This window comes from Citrobacter sp. Ce129 (assembly GCF_030334545.1).
Taxonomy (GTDB): domain Bacteria; phylum Pseudomonadota; class Gammaproteobacteria; order Enterobacterales; family Enterobacteriaceae; genus Citrobacter; species Citrobacter europaeus.
In genome coordinates, this window is the sequence record NZ_JAOWDS010000051.1 from 339,435 (window position 1) to 357,716 (window position 18,282).

The following is an 18,282-nucleotide window of genomic DNA, read 5'->3' on the forward strand; positions in this document are numbered from 1 at the left end:
AGCTTAGCGAGGTTTACGACGCAACAGTTTGAAGGCAACAAACAGGAACAGGATCCACACCGGCAGCAGGATAGCTGACAGGCGCATTTCATCCATCGTACACATCAGCACCAGAATCATGCCAAGGAAAGCAATACACAGGTAGTTCCCTGCCGGGTACAGCAGTGCTTTAAACTGCGTGTCACGTCCCTTACGTCGCATCGCCGCCCGGAACCGCAGATGCGCCAGGCAGATCATAATCCAGTTCAGCAGTAACGTCGCCACCACCAGCGCCATCAGCAGGCTAAAGGCCTTTTGCGGCAGAACATAGTTGATCAGGACCACCAGTGACGTAATAGCGCCGGAGAGGATCAGTGAGTTCACCGGTACGCCACGACGGCTGACGCGGGTTAAGAACTTCGGCGCGTTCCCCTGAACCGAGAGACCAAATAGCATACGACTGTTAGAGTAAACACCACTGTTATACACCGACAGCGAAGCCACAAGAATGACAAAGTTCAGCGCAGAAGCCACCACGTTGCTGTCAAGATTATGGAAAATCATCACGAACGGGCTGCTGTTGGATTTCACCTCTACCCACGGGTAGAGCGCTAACAGCACCACCAGAGAACCGATGTAAAACAGCAGAATACGGTACACCACCTGGTTTACCGCCTTTGGAATGCTTTTCTGCGGGTCCTGCGCTTCTGCGGCAGTAATCCCGATAAGCTCCAGTCCGCCAAAGGAGAACATAATCACCGCCAGCGACAGAATTAATCCGTTCCAGCCGGTAGCAAAAAAGCCGTTGTAACGCCACAGGTTATCGATGCTTGCATGTTCCCCGCCGTTACCGGAAAACAGCATCCACACGCCAAAACCAATCATGCCGATAATGGCCAGCACTTTAATCAGCGCGAACCAGAATTCCGTTTCGCCATATAGACGTACGTTGACCAGGTTGACGGCATTGATGATCACGAAAAATGCCGCGGCCCAAATCCAGGTCGGGACATCGGGCAACCAGTACTGCATATAGATCCCGGCCGCGGTCAGTTCCGCCATACCGACCAGCACAAACATCACCCAGTAGTTCCAGCCGGACAGAAAACCCGCGAACGGTCCCCAATATTTATAGGCAAAATGAGCGAAGGATCCGGAAACGGGTTCTTCCACTACCATTTCGCCCAGTTGACGCATAATCAAAAAAGCGATGATCCCGGCAACGCCGTAACCCAGTAACACCGCAGGTCCCGCCATCTGAATAGCCGGACCAATGCCCAAAAACAGGCCCGTACCAATTGCACCGCCCAGCGCAATTAACTGAATATGGCGGTTTTGCAACCCTCGTTGAAGCGTCGGCTCGTTCGTCGACGCGGCATCAGACACGCTGGTGTCAGATGCAGTTGACGCGTTTTTCACGCCCTTCCCCTGTGTCGTTTTTATTGAAGGGGCTTCTTTTAACATTTCAACCTGGTTGTCGCAAGGCGCAATCGATTGGATGCGCCGGGCTTCCTTGCCCAACGCACCGAGGCTCGGGAGAAAAACAATAAAAAGAAGGCGAGTTGTTATTGTTTATTCAAGTCAATACGTACCACGTTATCTGGCGCAGACGTAGAGTGGTCTTTATTAAATTTTTGCTTCACCGTCACAAACAGCGTTTGTCCATCCGCCGAGAGCAGCAGGCTGTTTGGGTTAGGGGGTAAATCCCAACTTTTCTTCACGCTGTAATCAGTCGCATTCAGGCTGAGCAATTTCCCTGAATCACGCTGCGTAATATAGATTTCGTTGCGTTTTGCGTTGAATTTCACCGCCAGCGAATCACCCACATCCAGTTTTTTCAGCAGGTTACCCGTATGAATATCCAGAACCAGAGTGGTTTTCGCTTTTGAGTTGTCGGTGACAAACAGACGACCCGTTTGTGCGTCCTCCGCCATATTCAGCAGCAGCGCAGGTTGTTCACCCAGCGGCTGCCAGCGTTTCTCAACACGCTGATTACGCGGGTTGATGACGAGAATTTCACCGCCGCCGTTAGCTGCATAAATTCGCTGCGTCACCGCTGAATAATGCAGTCCGGTCATCCATTTACCCGTGTTTTTAATGCGGGTTTTCAGCTTCAGGGTTTCGGCGTCAACCACCCAAATCACCGCCGGATCCGCCACGGCGCCAATATAGAGCAAACCGTTATGCAACAGCACCTGACGGGCGCCATACGGGAAACCTTCTGAGTTACGTTCCGGGAACAGTACGCGATTTTTCACCTTGCCGTCAGCGGTATTCAGCGCGCTCAGGCCACCGTCCAGTGAGTTGGTGACATACACCGTTTTACCGTCCGGCGAGATAGCCATACCAAAGTTTTTCATATCGGTATGACTCAATCCAAGCGTTTTGAGCGTTTTCGGATCCAACTTGTAAACCACGCCGCCCTGCACATCTTTAAATCCTTCGGCGCTGGCAACGTACAACGCATCCCCTGCCGGGCTAAGCGCCATTTCATATAACCCATCCGCCAGCGCGCGTTGCTGTACATCGGTAACGGCAGGTTGTGCTGTTTTTTCCGTAACGCTGACGTTGCTGGCTGGCGTGGAGTGCGCCGCACAACCGCTTAACGCCGCAGCAATCAGCAATGCCAGCGCGGATGTTGTTTTTTTCATTGTCGGGATCCTTACCAGAAGTAATACAGAGAGTTAATAACAAAAGAGAATGAGAACTATACGCATTATCTTTTTTGAATCAAGAATAATTACCCGATAATAAAAAACATGAAACAGAGGTTTGAAGATGCAAACAGGTGCGCGCGACTTCCGGTTTTTCATAATTACAGTGAATTATTCTGGACGAAAAGGCATCGCAGGCCACAGAATGCGCTTTACTGTTTTTCTAACATTTTCAAACGGGTGAACCGGCTGTGTTTTAGTCACTCGTTTTTGAGCCAGGCCAGGCAACGACTGTCATGAATAAGATCATTAAACGACTGGAAATCGTCAAAAGCGCTATTGAACTGGAAGATGAGGAAATTATTTTCCAGCAGGTAGAACATCTGAAAAATGAGCCTTTATCCGTCGTGCTAGGCACCATTGTGCAGGCGATCGAAGAACGACGCTTTCGTGATGCCCTGCGTGAAATCTCAGCCTGGCTGCAATCTCAACGGGCAGTCTCTACGTGGCAGGATCCCGCCATTGCCGCCAGTAAACTGGAACTCAAAGCGCTCGAAACACAGCTGCGTGACCTGATCGATAAGCGCAACACGCGCATTCAAATCCTCGATGATTTCAACGATCTGTATCATCTTCGCCTTGGACCGCTAATGAGCCGGATCCTCGAGTTACGTAAACAGCTCGCCGCCAGCGCCCAGCGTAAACAGGAAGCGGAGCGAAAACGTCGGGAAAAAGACTATCAGTCCTGTCAGCACTATATTTCCCAGGCTGTTGATCAACTTGCCAGGCTCAAGCAGCACTGGATGAACCTTAATTCAGATTCGCGCGAATCGGTGGAAACACGCCAACGTATTCAGCAACAAACGGAACTGATTACCGCCCTGCTGGCGGAGATTCGTGAGTTGGAAAACGACTTTTCTCGCCAGGACGACAGCGCAACCCGCCAGGCTCAGGAAGAGGCCAGCCATGAATATGATGAATTTCAGGAGCAGCAGCAGGATGCGCAGCATCGTTTTAACCGTGACCAGCGACTTTCATCTGATGAACGTAATGAGTTAAAACGCCTGTGGCGTCAGGCCAGCCGTCTTTGTCATCCGGATGTGGTGGCAGATTGTCTGAAAGAGAAAGCGCATCAGATGATGGTTCAGCTTAACCAGGCGCGCCAAAATGCCGATCTTGCCGCCGTTCGGGCGCTACTGACTCAATTACAAAGTGGCCTCGAACCGATGATGGCGAGTGACCGATTGAACGATCTGCAGCATTTACGCAGCAAAATACAGCAGCTCAGAGAACAAATTAATGCGCTGCTCAAAGAAATTACCGAACTGGAAGCTGAGAACGCCTGGCGGCTTGCCACCTCCGTCACAGATAAAGAGGCCTACTTCTCCGATCAACAACGGGCGCTTACGGAAATCCGCAATACCCTGGAACAACAGGTGCATCAGGTTGAACAGGAGCTGTTGGCGGGCTAAGCGCTATCAGCAATGCAATCAGAAAAAATAACCTCTTCAGGTGAGATTTTAAAATTAAGCACAAAAAGCCCAAAATAGGATAATTCCCTAAAAACTTAACACCACTAAGAATTATCGACCTGAAAATTCTAATTTCAGGTCGATAACTGCAAATTGAGCGATATTTCTCTCTTCCCCCTGGCTCCCCTTCTCTTTGTCCTGGTCTTGATTAAGAATTCTCCTGGTCACCAATCATCTCATCAAGAAAAACAGGTATCTGTATGAAATATAAAGTTTTCCATATAAATCCCCTCCACAATGAATAGGAATACCCTGTCTTTATAGAAATCACTCAATCATTATTAGCGTGATCCATAAGCGAAATCTATCAATCATTTACGCAGAGCTGAAATAAACGATTTATCTTAAATTTTAACAAAGTGTAATATCTACTTTAAGAATAGTTAATGATTCGAATTAATACAGAAATATCTGTGGAATCTGTAATAAATAAGGATGCGTTCACACCAGAGAACGTTATACGAGATTTAATTAACATTTCATGCGTCGCAAGAAACTCTTTTTCTTCTTAAAAAAAGAGGCGGTCGCCTGCATCAAAATTTCAAGGAGATCGTTATGTCTAAGGCTATTTTTTTGGGTGACTCAATTTACCCCTGGCTAGGCATGCGAGAAATCCTACGTGGTTCATCATTATATATTGATATCGCGTATTACTCATCTCAGACGCTTTCTGCCGTCAACATAATCCCTTATGAAACGGATTGCATCATTATTAATCCTGACAACACAGATTTTTTAAAATATGCCAGGATTATCCGCAACATGGCTTTACGCCCTGCCACAAGAATCATTGTATTGGCAGATGAAGCTACTTTTTCTATTTTTCAAACCGTTTGCGGGAAGAACATGCTGTTTCTCGATCAAGACGCCAGCCTTGATCGGTTACTGCATGCCGTAACGCGTATTACACAAAACAAAAAACCAAGCAATAACAAAGAACTACAAAATAAAATTACAGCAAACGAATTCAGCGTAATGATGATGCTGGCCCGGGGTTGGTCACTGACGCAAATCGCCGGAGCATCACAAAAAAGTGAAAAAACCATCGGGGCGTACAAAAGCAACATTGCCAGAAAACTCGGCAAAAATAACTCGCGACTCAAGTACACCATTTCCCACTATAGCCAGCCATAACTGACTTATTTAAGGACAATTATCACGCTTACCATTTAAAAGGTTTTCTTTCTACTCAAATTTTAAATTCCGCATCGCACGGAAGGGAACCCTATTTTCCGAAATCTATTACCGGGTAGCACATCCGCGTGCCAACCATAGCCAACAACTCAACGTATTAACACATACATAACAGGAATGTAGACGAGGGTTATATATGAACAAAGTTTACAGCATTATTTGGAACGCGGTACTCGGTATCTGGGTGGTCGTTTCCGAATTAACTAAAGGAAAGAAAAAAAGCAGCTCGCGTAAAACTGTCGCCGTACTGGCGGCCGGCGCATTAAGCGCTGCTTCAATGCCGGCTTCCGCTGATCCGATTATCGATATCGGTGAGCACAATATTTTCACCGACTACCAGGCAGGTATTTCCGTTGGAGATTATGAGGGTATCCACGACTACGGATTCTTATATAAAGATATCACTGCTGGTCAGGCGCTCAATATCAGCGGCGCGATCCCAACGATTGCCCCAGGCCAAAGTGGTGTTGTTGAATCAACGACCATCAGAGAGCTACTGCAAACCGGCAAAATCACCCTGCAGGCCACCAGCCCTGACCAGGGCGTAAAAACGATTACTACCGCTGAAGAACTGGCGGAATACCTGACGTATAACCAATCGTCGACGCCATCACAAAGCACAGAATTTGATATTAACGACCCGGCCTTCCCTGGCGAACCTACAACTATTAAAGTCTTTAACACCAATGACTTAAATAATTTCCTTACCGAATCGCAGATTGGCGATTCGGCATTAAACACCTACGATCCAACGTTGTCTAAAATCTATAAACAATTTGGCATCGCGCTGGCGACAAATGGCTCCATAGCCAATCTGGATATTGGCAACGACACGCTCAATGTCCGCGACAAAGCCAATACTATCGAGTTGCTGGCCAAAGACTCCTCCTTACTGGAGGCTCAGGACGCTGGTAGCCAGGTTAACTGGCAATCCGATAACTACATAAAATTTAACGCTGCTCCGGTTATTCCTGAAAAAACGTTCGCCGGCTCGGCGCAAACCTCTGTGTTTGGCGATGATGTGAAGCTCATGACCTACGGTTATGATACAGACGGCAATGTCGTCGAAACGGGTGAGCGCACATTTAGCATTACCAACACGCAGGATCTGGCCGATTTTAACGACTGGCTGTTGGGCAACAGCAGCGATGCAGCAGAAAACCCGGAAGGCGAAAAAGTCAGCCAAATCCAGCTGTGGCTGGATGCAAATGTCGTCACTACCTCCACCGCCGCACAAACGAAATATGCCGAGCTGATTGATGATCTTATCAACTCCAGCAAGCCCTCAGACGTGCTCACCTGGGATTACGACGTCTGGACCGACGGCTTGTCACATAGCAATAACGCGACCGCTGGCCGCGGTGAGCTGCATGCTATTTACGCCAACGGTGCAGGCACCACCGGCACCCTGAACCAAGATGCGATTATTGCCGTTGACGGCAGTATCAATGGCGTCATGAAAGCCATTGATGGCGGGGTTATCACCAACCTCGGCCAACTGAACGCATTACGCACATCTACCGGACAGAGTCTGGCGATTGGCATGCTGGCAAAAGACGCGACGGCAACCAACAACGGGATCATCAATTCCGGGCTGTTTATCGACAAAGACGGCAACCAAAACGTCAACAGCTATGGCGCATTTGGCATGCAGGGGCAAGGTACCAGCCAGATGACTAACGATGGCACGATTAACCAGGCCATCACCACCGATAACTTCGGTACCGCGTCGGCAGCCGATCCCTGGAGCAAAGACGTACCCGACTCTTCGCTGACGTTGGCTATTGGGATGCAGCTGTCTGACGATTCGCAAGGCATCAACAACGGCGATATCAACGTCGTAGATGGGCGTAAAAGCGGTGCATCCTTTGCCAAAGGCACCGCTTATGGCGTAGAAGTCGCCGGGAATGCCACCTTTACCAACGCTCAGGATGCCTCAATTTATCTTGGTCGCGACGCAAGCGATCCGTCTAAAGATGTCACCATGGCGGGCGGTTCCAGCCTGAGCGCTGGTATTATGACCAAGAGTGCTAAAGAAGTTATTAACAACGGCCTTATCACGCTGGGAACCGGCATACGTAACGCCGCGGGGATTTTGGTCGGGAATGCCACGGGCAACGTCCTCAATACCGGCAACATCGTGATCAATGGCGGTTCTGAAGGAGGTAGCAGTAAGAACTACGGCATCTCCGTACGGGACAGCGGCGCGGAAAATAATCAGGAAATCCGCAACGACGGCAAGATTAACGTAAATGGCACCAACAACGTGGGGATCCACGTTAGCGCCAATAACAAAAATGCCGAAGTCACCACCAGCGCGGCAGGCTCTATCGTGGTGGACGGAGAAGGCGGCGTCGGTAACCGTAACTACGCCATCTGGGCGGAAGGCGGCGCTAACGGCCAGGCAGTGGTCAACGTTTACTCCAACATCACGCTGGATAAGGCCGGTAACATCGGCGTGCACGTGCGTGATAACGCCATCGCTAACGTAGACAGCCTGAGTAGCCCGTCATTCAACAGCACCGATCAGATTGGTTATTACCTGTATGGCAAAGGCGCTACCGCCAATATTGGTCAGGCGGTGATGAATGACAACGGTCAGGATCGCACCACCATTTTCCGTATCGCCAATGGCGCATTGCTGGCCGGTAATACCACTAACCCGAAAGATCAGTCCACTTCCAACTTGAATCTGACTCTCAGCGGTAACAATTCTGTTGGCGTTCTCGCCACCGGGGCTGGCAGTAGCGTAGATACTGGTGAAGCAACGTTCACCGTTCAGGGTACCGACTCCGCGGCACTGGTTATAGAGGGCGGCGCGAAAGGAACTATCAGCGATAAAACCACCATTAATCTGACCGGTGAAAGAACAGTTGCCGGGGTTGTGGATGGTCAGGCGCATCAATTGAATGGCAATACGCAGGGTAATGCCACGAGCACCACCCTCACCTCGGACGCGAAGATCACCTCTGAAGTCAGCGGCAACAAGGTTATCGCCTATGTGGCGAGAAATCTGGGCAACCTGATCCTCGATACCAAAGCGATTATCGATCTGGCCAGCGTCGACAGCATCGGTGTTGATGTTCAAAAAGGCGGGAGTTTAACCAATAACGCCTCCAGCGCCCTGCACGTCAGCAACGGTATCGGCGTACGGGCTTCAGGTGCCAGCGCTCAGATTAAAAAACTGGGCCAGGTAACCGTTGATGACGGAACCGCAGGGGTTCTGCTGACCAATGGTGCAAGCCTGAGTATTACCGGTAATGCCGGCGATGCCATCACGACCAATGGTTCAGCAGACGGCATTCGTCTCGAGACGGGAGCGGGTAAGCTGGCTGCAAAAGGTGTGACTATCAGCGCTAAAGGGACGGGTGCCGGTATTCAAAACGATGCCAACAATACCGATATCACGCTCAATGACGTGACCATCAATGCCAACGATGGCCCGGGGATCCGTACCAGCGTGGCGCTGAACATGAAAGATGGGCTGAACAACATCCTTAACGTCAATGGTAAAGGTACCGGCTTCGCTTTTGAACAACGCAATGGCGATGCGGTGACGGGCGACCTTACTATCGGCAAAGGCTACACCATTGAAGTACAAAACAGCGAAGGGAGCGGGATTCGCGCCAATACGGACGGTCGTGTCACCACCAATGCTGACATCAACGTGCATGATAGCGCAGGCGGTTCGGCGATCATCGCGAAAAACGTCAGCGCATTAACCAACAGCGGCAAGATTATCTCGGCCAGCACCACATCACCGGTGATCGACGCCAGCGGCGACAGCAGCAAAACCATTACCAACACGGGAACCCTGCAGGCTATCAACGACACGGCGGTAGCCATTCAGTCTGGTAAAGGTAACGACACCATTGATATCAGCGGCGGTGTGACCAGTGGTGTAATCAACACCGGCGAAGGTACGGACACCTTCAACTGGCGCAGTGGCTCCTATGCCGGCGAAGTGAATTTCGCGGGTACCGGTGGTAACAATAAGGCCAACATTGGCAATGTGACGCTGGATAAAACGCGCCACATCATGACCGCTGCGGGTACAGGCAACGCCCTCACCTTCACCGATACGAAAGATGCGAAGATTGGTACGCTGGCCAGCGACAACCTAAATACCGGCACCAACATTGGCACCGGCTGGGATTCACTGACCATTAGCGGGTCAAATGCGGATGTGCGCGTAGTTGAAAACCTTAATCTGGCGAGCAAAACCATCGCCGTAAACAATGGCGCAACGCTGCGCACCGGCGACCACGTCGAGCCAACCAGTACTGCCGCAAGCATTGGCGATTACGATATCACCACCCAGGGCGCAGGCAGCAAGGTTATCTTCGATACCCAGGGGGATACGTCAGCAGCACAGATCTATCGCGGCATCATCAGCGGCGACGGGAACTTCGAACGTGCGGCGGGCGGTACTACGGTATTTACCGCTAACAACAGCTACACCGGCTCTACCACCATTGATCAAACTGGTACGCTGCAGTTAGGTGACGGCGGAAATGAAGGCGAAGTCAGCGCCGTGTCTGACATTATCGACAACGGCGTTCTGGCGATTAATCGCGCCAACACCGTGCTGCTCAATGGTGTGATCTCCGGCATCGGGGCGCTACAGCAAATCGGTAGCGGCATTACCCGACTGAACGGCAACAACACCTATACCGGTGAGACCACTGTCACTAACGGTACGCTGCTGGTCAATGGCGATCAAAGCGCGGCGCGCGGCGCCACCACCGTCAGCGGCACATCCACACTTGGCGGCAATGGCGTTATCGGCGGCAACGTGCTGATGAACGATGCCACGACCCTCAGCGCCGGTGACGGCGGTGCGGGTACGTTATCCATCAACGGTAATCTGCAGCTCGGCAGCAAAACGACCTCCGCTTTTGAACTGGGCAAGGCATATACGCCAGGCGGTGCGCTAAACGATCTGATTAACGTCGCAGGCGATCTGCAACTGGACGGAACCCTGGATGTGACGACTTCACAGGGCGGCAACTTCGGACCGGGTGTGTACCGTATTTATAACTACGGCGGCACGCTGAATAACCAGACGCTGGAATTAGGCGCGATACCGGATAGCCAGGATAAGAGCAATATTTTTGTCCAGACCTCCATCGACAAACAGGTCAACCTGGTGAACGCCAACGGCGTTACCCTGCAGTTCTGGGACGGCGCAACCATCAATCAGAGCCACGGCGCGTCGGGCATTGAAGGCGACAACAAAATTGACGGTGGCGATGGCAAATGGATGGCGATCGGCAGCCAGGGTGATAACAACTGGACCACAGCAACCGGTGAAGGTAACGCCCCTTGGGCGCAGAAGTCCTTTGCTGTCTTCACCACCAAAGGCGGAACCGTTACCGTTGATAACGCCGTGGGAGAAGTTAACTTCTCCGGGGCACAGTTTGACGCCGATGGCTATGTCGTTAAAGGCGATGCGCTTAACGCTTATGCCACCACGGAAAACGCGACCCACGCAGGCCAGACGCCTGGAACCGGTGAACTGCTGCTGCGCGTTGGCGCCGGTGGCGCGGGGCAAAACTACACCGCGACCATTGAGTCCGTTATCCGCGAAGCCAGCACGACTGACAAGCTGACGCTGGTGAAAACCGACCTTGGTCGTCTGATCCTCAGCGGCGATAACGAGTATCGTGGCGGCACGCGCATTGATGGCGGTACGTTGCAGATTTCCTCCGACAGCAACCTCGGCCAGAGCGGAACCGACTTAGCTATCAATAACGGCTCCACGCTGCAAATGGGCGCGGACCTGACCAGCAATCGCACCATTGAGCTGGGAGCACATGATAACGCGGCGGTGTTCGACCTCAATTCACACCACTTCACGCCAACAGGTGAGATTACCGGCGACGGTAAACTGAAAGTCACCAGCAGTTCAAGCGATGCGGGCAGCACCCTGTCGCTCGACCGCGCGAACAGCTACAAAGGCGATACCGAAATTGCCGGTACCGGAAATACCAACAATGTAACGGTCAACGTCAGCAAAACCGGGGCCTTTGGTAGCAATGAAAGCAGCACTGTGAACGTCAATAAGGGGGCGACACTCAATGTCAGGGGAACGGATACCAGTCTGCAGTCCCTGACCATGAACATTGCCGACAGCCTGTTAACGCTGGCAGATAACGTCACCGCTGCGAGCGCAAAACTGAACCTGACGGGCGCAGCAAAAGCGGTGTTAACCAACAACGCTACCGCGGGCAACGCGAAGGTTAACGTGTCACAAGACAGCACCCTGGCGCTGGAAGAAAACGCCAGCGGCGGCAATGCTACGGTGAATAACAGCGGACTGATGACCTTAGCCGACCAGGCGATGGCTGAAGATACCGTCGTTAAAAACCTGGCGGGTGGCAAGGTCGATATCAGCGCAGTCGACAGCGCTACGTCTATCGGTTCGTTGTCCGGTGCGGGTAACGTTGAACTGGGTAATAAAGAACTGTCGCTGGGTAATCTGCATCTTGATGACACCATTAGCGGCATTATCAGCGGCAACGACGGCAGTCTGGTGAAAATCGGCGACGGCACATTAACGCTGACCGGCGATAATACCTGGACCGGCGCCACGGACGTCAATGAAGGTGTGCTGCTGGTCAACGGTAATCAGTCTGCCGCAACCGGTCAGGTGACAGTGAAATCCGGGGCAACGCTCGGCGGTAACGGTATCATCGGCGGCGCGGTTGATGTGCTGGACGACGGCCATATTACCGCAGGTGCCGCCATCAACAGCGTGGGTAAACTCACTACCGGTTCACTGACGCTCAGCGATAACGCACAGCTTGATTACCAGTTTGGTCAGGCCTATACCCCTGGCGGAGCTTTCAACGACCTGATTGATGTGAATGGCGATCTGACGCTCGACGGTAAGCTCAATATCGAGACCTCTCCGGGCGGTAGTTTTGACGTTGGCGTTTATCGTGTCATTAACTACACCGGCACCTTAACCAACAATGTGATGGACATTGCCAACGCGCCGGAAGCCGCAGACAGCCTGTACGTTCAAACCTCGGTTAAAAACCAGGTTAACCTGGTCAACCATGCCGGACTGACGCTGCGCTTCTGGGACGGCACTGGCGGTGAGAATGGCGAGTTGAAAAACAACGGCGTCATCAACGGCGGCGACGGTATCTGGCAATCAAGCCAGGGTAACGACAACTGGACTACGGATGAATCAACGCCAGAAGGCGCGCTGAACGCACCGTTTACCGATGCCGCGTTTGCCGTCTTCCAGGGTGAAGCGGGCAACGTCACCGTCGATAACAGCAAAGGCGACGTTATCATTAGCGGCGCACAGTTCGCTACCGATGGTTATCGCGTAGGCGGTGAGGCCATTACCACCGATACGGCCAACACGCTGATTCGCGTCGGCGATGGCACAGTAGACGGCGCTAACTACACCGCCACTATCGACAGCGTGATCCGCGGTACCGGCGGCCTGAATAAAGGCGATCTTGGTACGCTCATCCTCACTGGCGACAATACCTATAGCGGTGGAACCACCATCACTTCAGGGACGCTGCAGGTGGCGGGCGATACCAACCTTGGCGCGCCAGAAACGGGAATTACTTTTAATGGCGGTACGCTGAAATATGGCGAAGCGTTTGATACTGCCCGTCAGGTGACGCTGGAATCCGGCGGCGGGACATTCGATACCAACGGACATAACGTTTCCCTGCTAACGGAAGTCGAAGGTAACGGTCAGTTGACCAAAACCGGTAAAGGCTCCCTGACTCTGACGCTGGATAACACCTATACCGGTGGCACCACCATCGAACAAGGCGTTTTACAGCTGGGTAACGGCGGTAATATCGGTAGCATTCAGGGGGATATCGTTGATAACGGCGTACTCAATGTTAATCGTGGCGATACCCTGGCGCTGACCGGTAATATCAGCGGCGAAGGCCAGTTGCATCAGACCGGTAGCGGTGTGACGGAGCTACAAGGTGAAAACAGCTACAGCGGCGCAACGCTGATTGCCAACGGCGTGCTGCAGGCGGGTAATACCAACACCCTTAGTAGCGCTTCGCACCACTACGTTGTCGCTGACACCACCCTGAACACGCAGGGTTACAACCAGACGGTAGCGGGCCTGAGCAACGGCGGCGATGTTTCACTCATCGGCCAGCAGACTGGCACAACGTTAACCGTCAAAGGGGATTACACCGGCGAAAAAGGGACTATCAACATGGCGGCAATCCAGAATGGTAGCGGCGCAGGCATTGCTGACCGTCTGATTATCGATGGCGGTAAAGCCAGCGGTAGTACGCTGCTGGATGTCGACGGCTCTGGTCTCGGCGCGCCGACCATTGGCGATGGCATCGAAGTGGTGACGGCGCTCAATGGCGCGACCACCACGGCCCAAACGTCGCGTGACGCCTTCCATCTTGCCGCCGACCGTATGGCTGCTGGCGCATTTGAGTATCAACTGCATGCGGGTAATGCTCAAGGTCAGGGTGAAAACTGGTACCTGAGAAGCGAATATCGTCCAGAAACTATGCTGTATTCTGGTCTCGCCAGCGTCGTTCGTCAGGGCGACATCAGCCTGCTAGGCAACATGCACCAGCGTATGGGCGACGAAGTTAAACCGGGTATTGATGAAGATAATCGCGCCTGGGCAAGAATGATTGGTTACTCCGGAAAAACCAAACTGGATGATGCGGCCGGGACACAAACCAGCTCCCATACCATGGGTATTCAGGTCGGCGTTGACATGTATGCTAACGACAGTTGGAAAGCCGGACTGTATACCAGCATTCTTGACATCGACAGCAACGTGAAAGGCACGAAGACAGGCAGCGACGGCAAAGGCGGTAACATCGACGACAACGCGTTTTATGTCGGCGGCTATGCCACCTGGTTCTCGGGCGACGGAATGTATGTTGATAACGTCCTGCAATACGGTAACCATAAATCCCGCCTGGCGGCGACCGGCAATAACGGATCGTATACCGTCAGAGGCAACACGCTGACGGCGTCGACAGAAGTGGGTAAATCATTCCGTTTGGGCGCCAGCGCATGGAGTCTGGAACCTCAGGCGCAGTTGATCTATCAATACAGCGACTTCGATAACGGGCATCTCGATGGTGTGACCCAAACGAAAGTGAAAATGGATACCGCTGATTCCTTTACCGCTCGTCTGGGCGTGCGCCTGGTCGCAGACTATGACACCAACCATGGCAAATTCCAGCCGTACGGTAGGGTCAACGTCTGGCAGGGACTGGGGTCAAAAGACAAAACGCACTTTAGCAATGCGGTCGCCACCACCACGCTGGAATCTTCACAACAGTACTCCAGCACTGAAGTTGCCACCGGTCTGTCATGGTCTATCGACAGAAACCTGCAGGTCTACGGTGAATTGGGTACGCAATTCAGCAACGGCGGCAGTAAGTCGCAGGTTGAAGCGCCGGTCAATGCCTCTATCGGCTTTAAGAAATCGTTCTAAGCAGATATAAACTTACCCGCCCTCTGTTCTACAGGGGGCTTTTTTTTGTCTTTCAGGACGGCCTGATGCGCTACGCTTTTAGGTCTACGGACTTACCGCAACGCGGCACAATCAAGGGTTTGGGAAACGTAAAAAGGAGGGATTAATGATTATATTGTACTAAGAGTGTAGGGATCTCTTCTGCCAACACCGGAGGAGAAATGAAAAAGCCTTGAATTTTGTCACAACCAATCTGCATCAGGCGGTCCAGTTCGGACTGGGTTTCCACCCCTTCGGCCAGAACTTCAATCCCAAAATTATGCGCCAGTGAAATGATACCCTCCACAATCTTTGTTGAGCGGGTGTCGGGTTCAATGCCGGTGACAAATTCCTTGTCAATTTTTAAGGTATCAAAAGGATATTTCAACAGATAGTTAAGATTAGCGTGGCCGGTTCCAAAATCATCAAGGGCAAGTTTGACCCCTATCGCCTTCAACTCCGTCATATTTTTAGCCGCTACCTGACTGTCGCACAGCGGCGACGTTTCCGTGACCTCTATCTGGCATCGATGGGGCGGCAGTCCGCAGGCGGTAAGGTTTTTTCTGACACGTTGGGGTAACAGAGGATCGCAAAATTCAAGCGCGGAAATATTGACTGATAGTACAAGGGGGTCTGGCCAACAGGTTGCCACATCCCAGGGAGTGAGGATAACCATATCTTCAATTGAAATGATATTGCCGCTGTCTTCCAGTAATGTAATAAAAACATCGGGAGAGATCATACCCATCTGAGGGCTATTCCAACGCATTAATGCTTCAAACCCACTAATACTCTGAGTACGCAAGTTAAAAATAGGCTGATAAACCATATAAAGCTGACTGGTATTCAATGCCTTTTCAAGCGCAGTTAGCACCTCACTGGAATTAAACATTCCGCTCCCCCTCAATAAATCATAGAAATTAAAAACCAGTCAACATCACTCCCGAATTGTATCTACTATTAGGTGTGTTACATCAGAAAAGAATGGCCAACTTAGGGTAAAAAAGACATACGATGGGTAAATCTGACAATTAATTTATTTAACTCAGAGGTATTGGTCAGTCCCAGCTTGGCGACGACCCGCATCTTATGCGCCTGAATAGTTTTATAGTTCAGACTAACTAACTCTGAAATTTCTTTAGCGGAATAACCGCTTACCAACAAATTCAGGATCTGCTGTTCTCTCTCGGTTAATCTTTTCTGCGAACGATATAGTCGGGGATTCCATTTCCCGACCGTTAACGACGCCAGTTGACCGAAATCACGCAGCGAAGATTTCTCAGTCAAAACTATTGTTTTTTCAACATATAACAACTCGACGCATAATTTTGCCACCAGGCTATCAGCAACAATTACCACGACATTATTATAAAACTTAAAGCGGTTTTTATTCAGAAACTGCACGATCGCTGAACACGGTTGTTCATTATCAATGATATTAAAAACCATGGTTTGATGCTGGCATAATGATGTCTGATGCAACATATCCTCAAACGGGAATGTTTGTATCGGTACATGTTTGCTTGTCAGGTAGGTAAACAGACCGTTGCCTACAAAATTATCACTGCCACACATCAACATCCTGTTCACCGCTCCTTATAAGCTTCTAATCTTGTTACTCATTAAAAATTTAATAATAATTTTCTCGACCTCAGTCTCTTCGCGACGGTTTTTAAAATCGAACCCGCATGAGATCTGATGACAGGAATACAATTGATTATCATCATCAAATTCATTGATCATGACGACATCGATCACTTTTAAATCCAGTTGTAAACTGCCAAACGTATCAAAATCCAGTGTGGCATTTTTAATCACCGCATCTTTATAAAGAAAACGGGAGTTCACATCTTTAACAATTAATGCACAACCGCCCTGCGAGATGTTTTTAATCTTCAGAGAGTAGTTTTCTCCGTTTTTGTAACGACCAAAACAGAAAAAGTCGTAACCCTTCAGGAAGGAAAAACGCTGATTTTGTCGCTGCTGGGCAAAGAAAATCATATCCGGGATGAGGTAGGATAATCCTGCTTCCGCACCTGCTGATGAGGTTTGTTCGAATCTGGCACTAAATTTCACAATCCCGCTTTCGCTGTGCAGGATAAAGTATTGGACCTTTTCAGGAACAATGTCTTCGTGCCCGGAGATCACAAACCGCTCGAAATCGACCTTCTCTAACTGCGTGATAACGCTACTGTTTTCGCATAAGACTTCCAGTTTCGTTTTCTTGTGCAGCTCTTCTCGAAGGGTAGCTATGATTTCAAACTTGTTTTCCTTTGCTAATCCAAAGCTCATTCTAAAACCCTTATTTCCATATTTAAGATATGTCTCGCTTTTGGTTACTCACAAAACGCGAGATCAGCATCCACCCCTGGTGCTTAATTACCATAGTGGATTCCATGTCAAACAGTTGGTTAAAAATTAAGTTTTTAACTATCTTTAGTCATTTATTGATACGTAAAAACGTTTAATCAGGATTAATTCTAGCTTAAGACATGCCTAAAACCACACGAACTTGTTGATTAACTATAACAAAAGTGAATAACAATCTTTTTTGAAGTGTGGTTTTGAGATAACAAATAGCAAGAATTGCATAGATAAAATTTGAGAAAAATGGAGCTATCCTGGCGGGAGGGCTATGCCGTACGCGGGGTGGCACGCTTTTACAAGAAGAAAGAAAAAATACTTACGACACTGTATCATTAGTCAAAAATATAGCTCTGACTCGTTATTCTTATAAACTGAATAATTGCAACTCATACATATTAAATAAATTTCCCTTAAGGCAGAAAAAAAGCCAGCATCCTGCTGGCCCGGTAATTACCGAATCTAACTATAGTGGCTTACTATCTTACAGAGGGTACAACGTTAAAAATTCAATATCGCTGCTTAATTATTGAACGGGATGAGTCTGCGATGATCATCACTGCTCCCGCCAACATTAACGTATCTTTTAACACCAACCGCCCGGCGCCTGACAAGTATGGAAATCCGTGGTGTAAATCACCCAGCGGCATTACCCATGCTTCAGGCGTGGTTATTAAAAATGATAAGGTTACAATTGGTGTAGCAAATGCCAGAACGCCGCCAATTAATCCCAACCAACGGCTAACAGGATTAGCCAGCACCAGCAAAGCGATAAGCACCTCGACTACGCCCAGACCATTGGAAAACGTATACGTATTATTCGCAGTCTGCCACTCACGTTCCTGCGGCTTAAACTCACCTTCGTGGGTTAAATGCTGCTTATACTCTTCTGGATGTTCATAAAAAAATGACATTACCGGGCTATTGGCGACAAACGGCGTAATGCTGTCGGCCTCGTAAGGTACAAACTTTAATAAGCCAATCCAGATAAAAACAATTGCAATGCTCAGGCGAATTAGGGTTAATCCAATTCTATCGCCCTTACTGAGTAAATGCAGATATTTTTCCATTC

Annotated in this window: 9 protein-coding genes; 3 read left to right on the forward strand and 6 right to left on the reverse strand. The window is 50.1% G+C overall.

The features are described 5' to 3' along the window. Positions 1–3: 3 nt before the first annotated feature. Together pheP and OGV77_RS03685 are read right to left on the reverse strand one after the other, a co-directional pair. Positions 4–1,398, reverse strand: a complete 1,395-nt coding sequence (gene pheP, locus OGV77_RS03680; RefSeq protein ID WP_043015514.1) for a phenylalanine transporter — start codon at positions 1,396–1,398, stop codon at positions 4–6. Between the two features lie 146 nt (positions 1,399–1,544). After that, positions 1,545–2,630 (reverse strand): YncE family protein, encoded by a 1,086-nt coding sequence (locus tag OGV77_RS03685; protein ID WP_043015513.1) that lies wholly within the window; start codon positions 2,628–2,630, stop codon positions 1,545–1,547. A 299-nt stretch (positions 2,631–2,929) separates the two neighbouring features. Here OGV77_RS03685 and OGV77_RS03690 point away from each other — a divergent pair, with 299 nt between their 5' ends. From OGV77_RS03690 to OGV77_RS03700, 3 genes are all read left to right on the forward strand, one after another. Continuing rightward, entirely contained in the window at positions 2,930–4,105 is a 1,176-nt protein-coding gene (locus tag OGV77_RS03690) for a coiled-coil domain-containing protein (protein ID WP_286502610.1), read from the forward strand. Positions 4,106–4,720: 615 nt separating this feature from the next. Further along, positions 4,721–5,299 carry a helix-turn-helix transcriptional regulator gene (locus tag OGV77_RS03695; protein WP_075145027.1) on the forward strand — a complete coding sequence of 193 codons (579 nt, stop codon included), beginning with the start codon at positions 4,721–4,723 and terminating at the stop codon, positions 5,297–5,299. A 196-nt stretch (positions 5,300–5,495) separates the two neighbouring features. Beyond that, positions 5,496–14,828, forward strand: coding sequence for an autotransporter outer membrane beta-barrel domain-containing protein (locus OGV77_RS03700; RefSeq protein WP_286502611.1), 9,333 nt, complete (start codon positions 5,496–5,498; stop codon positions 14,826–14,828). A gap of 142 nt (positions 14,829–14,970) precedes the next feature. On the opposite strand, the gene OGV77_RS03705 is transcribed toward OGV77_RS03700, so the two are convergent. The 4 genes from OGV77_RS03705 to rclC all read right to left on the reverse strand — a co-directional run bounded on the left by OGV77_RS03705 (position 14,971) and on the right by rclC (position 18,280). Further along, positions 14,971–15,738 (reverse strand): putative bifunctional diguanylate cyclase/phosphodiesterase, encoded by a 768-nt coding sequence (locus OGV77_RS03705; RefSeq protein ID WP_087051599.1) that lies wholly within the window; start codon positions 15,736–15,738, stop codon positions 14,971–14,973. Between the two features lie 101 nt (positions 15,739–15,839). Further along, complete coding sequence (locus tag OGV77_RS03710) at positions 15,840–16,421, reverse strand: helix-turn-helix transcriptional regulator (protein ID WP_170928040.1); 582 nt, start codon at positions 16,419–16,421, stop codon at positions 15,840–15,842. A 21-nt stretch (positions 16,422–16,442) separates the two neighbouring features. Next, positions 16,443–17,138 carry a flagellar brake protein gene (locus tag OGV77_RS03715; protein ID WP_043015507.1) on the reverse strand — a complete coding sequence of 232 codons (696 nt, stop codon included), beginning with the start codon at positions 17,136–17,138 and terminating at the stop codon, positions 16,443–16,445. Between the two features lie 581 nt (positions 17,139–17,719). Next, on the reverse strand, positions 17,720–18,280 hold the full coding sequence (rclC, locus tag OGV77_RS03720) for a reactive chlorine resistance membrane protein RclC (protein WP_043015506.1): 561 nt from the start codon (positions 18,278–18,280) through the stop codon (positions 17,720–17,722). Between the last annotated feature and the right edge of the window lie 2 nt (positions 18,281–18,282).

Coding starts and splice junctions, on each gene's coding strand:
- OGV77_RS03695 (WP_075145027.1), top strand. CDS start 4,721: ATGTCTAAGGCTATTTTTTTGGGTGACTCAATTTACCCCTGGCTAGGC.
- rclC (WP_043015506.1), bottom strand. CDS start 18,280: ATGGAAAAATATCTGCATTTACTCAGTAAGGGCGATAGAATTGGATTA.
- OGV77_RS03700 (WP_286502611.1), top strand. CDS start 5,496: ATGAACAAAGTTTACAGCATTATTTGGAACGCGGTACTCGGTATCTGG.
- OGV77_RS03715 (WP_043015507.1), bottom strand. CDS start 17,138: ATGAGCTTTGGATTAGCAAAGGAAAACAAGTTTGAAATCATAGCTACC.
- OGV77_RS03705 (WP_087051599.1), bottom strand. CDS start 15,738: ATGTTTAATTCCAGTGAGGTGCTAACTGCGCTTGAAAAGGCATTGAAT.
- OGV77_RS03690 (WP_286502610.1), top strand. CDS start 2,930: ATGAATAAGATCATTAAACGACTGGAAATCGTCAAAAGCGCTATTGAA.
- OGV77_RS03710 (WP_170928040.1), bottom strand. CDS start 16,421: ATGTGTGGCAGTGATAATTTTGTAGGCAACGGTCTGTTTACCTACCTG.
- OGV77_RS03685 (WP_043015513.1), bottom strand. CDS start 2,630: ATGAAAAAAACAACATCCGCGCTGGCATTGCTGATTGCTGCGGCGTTA.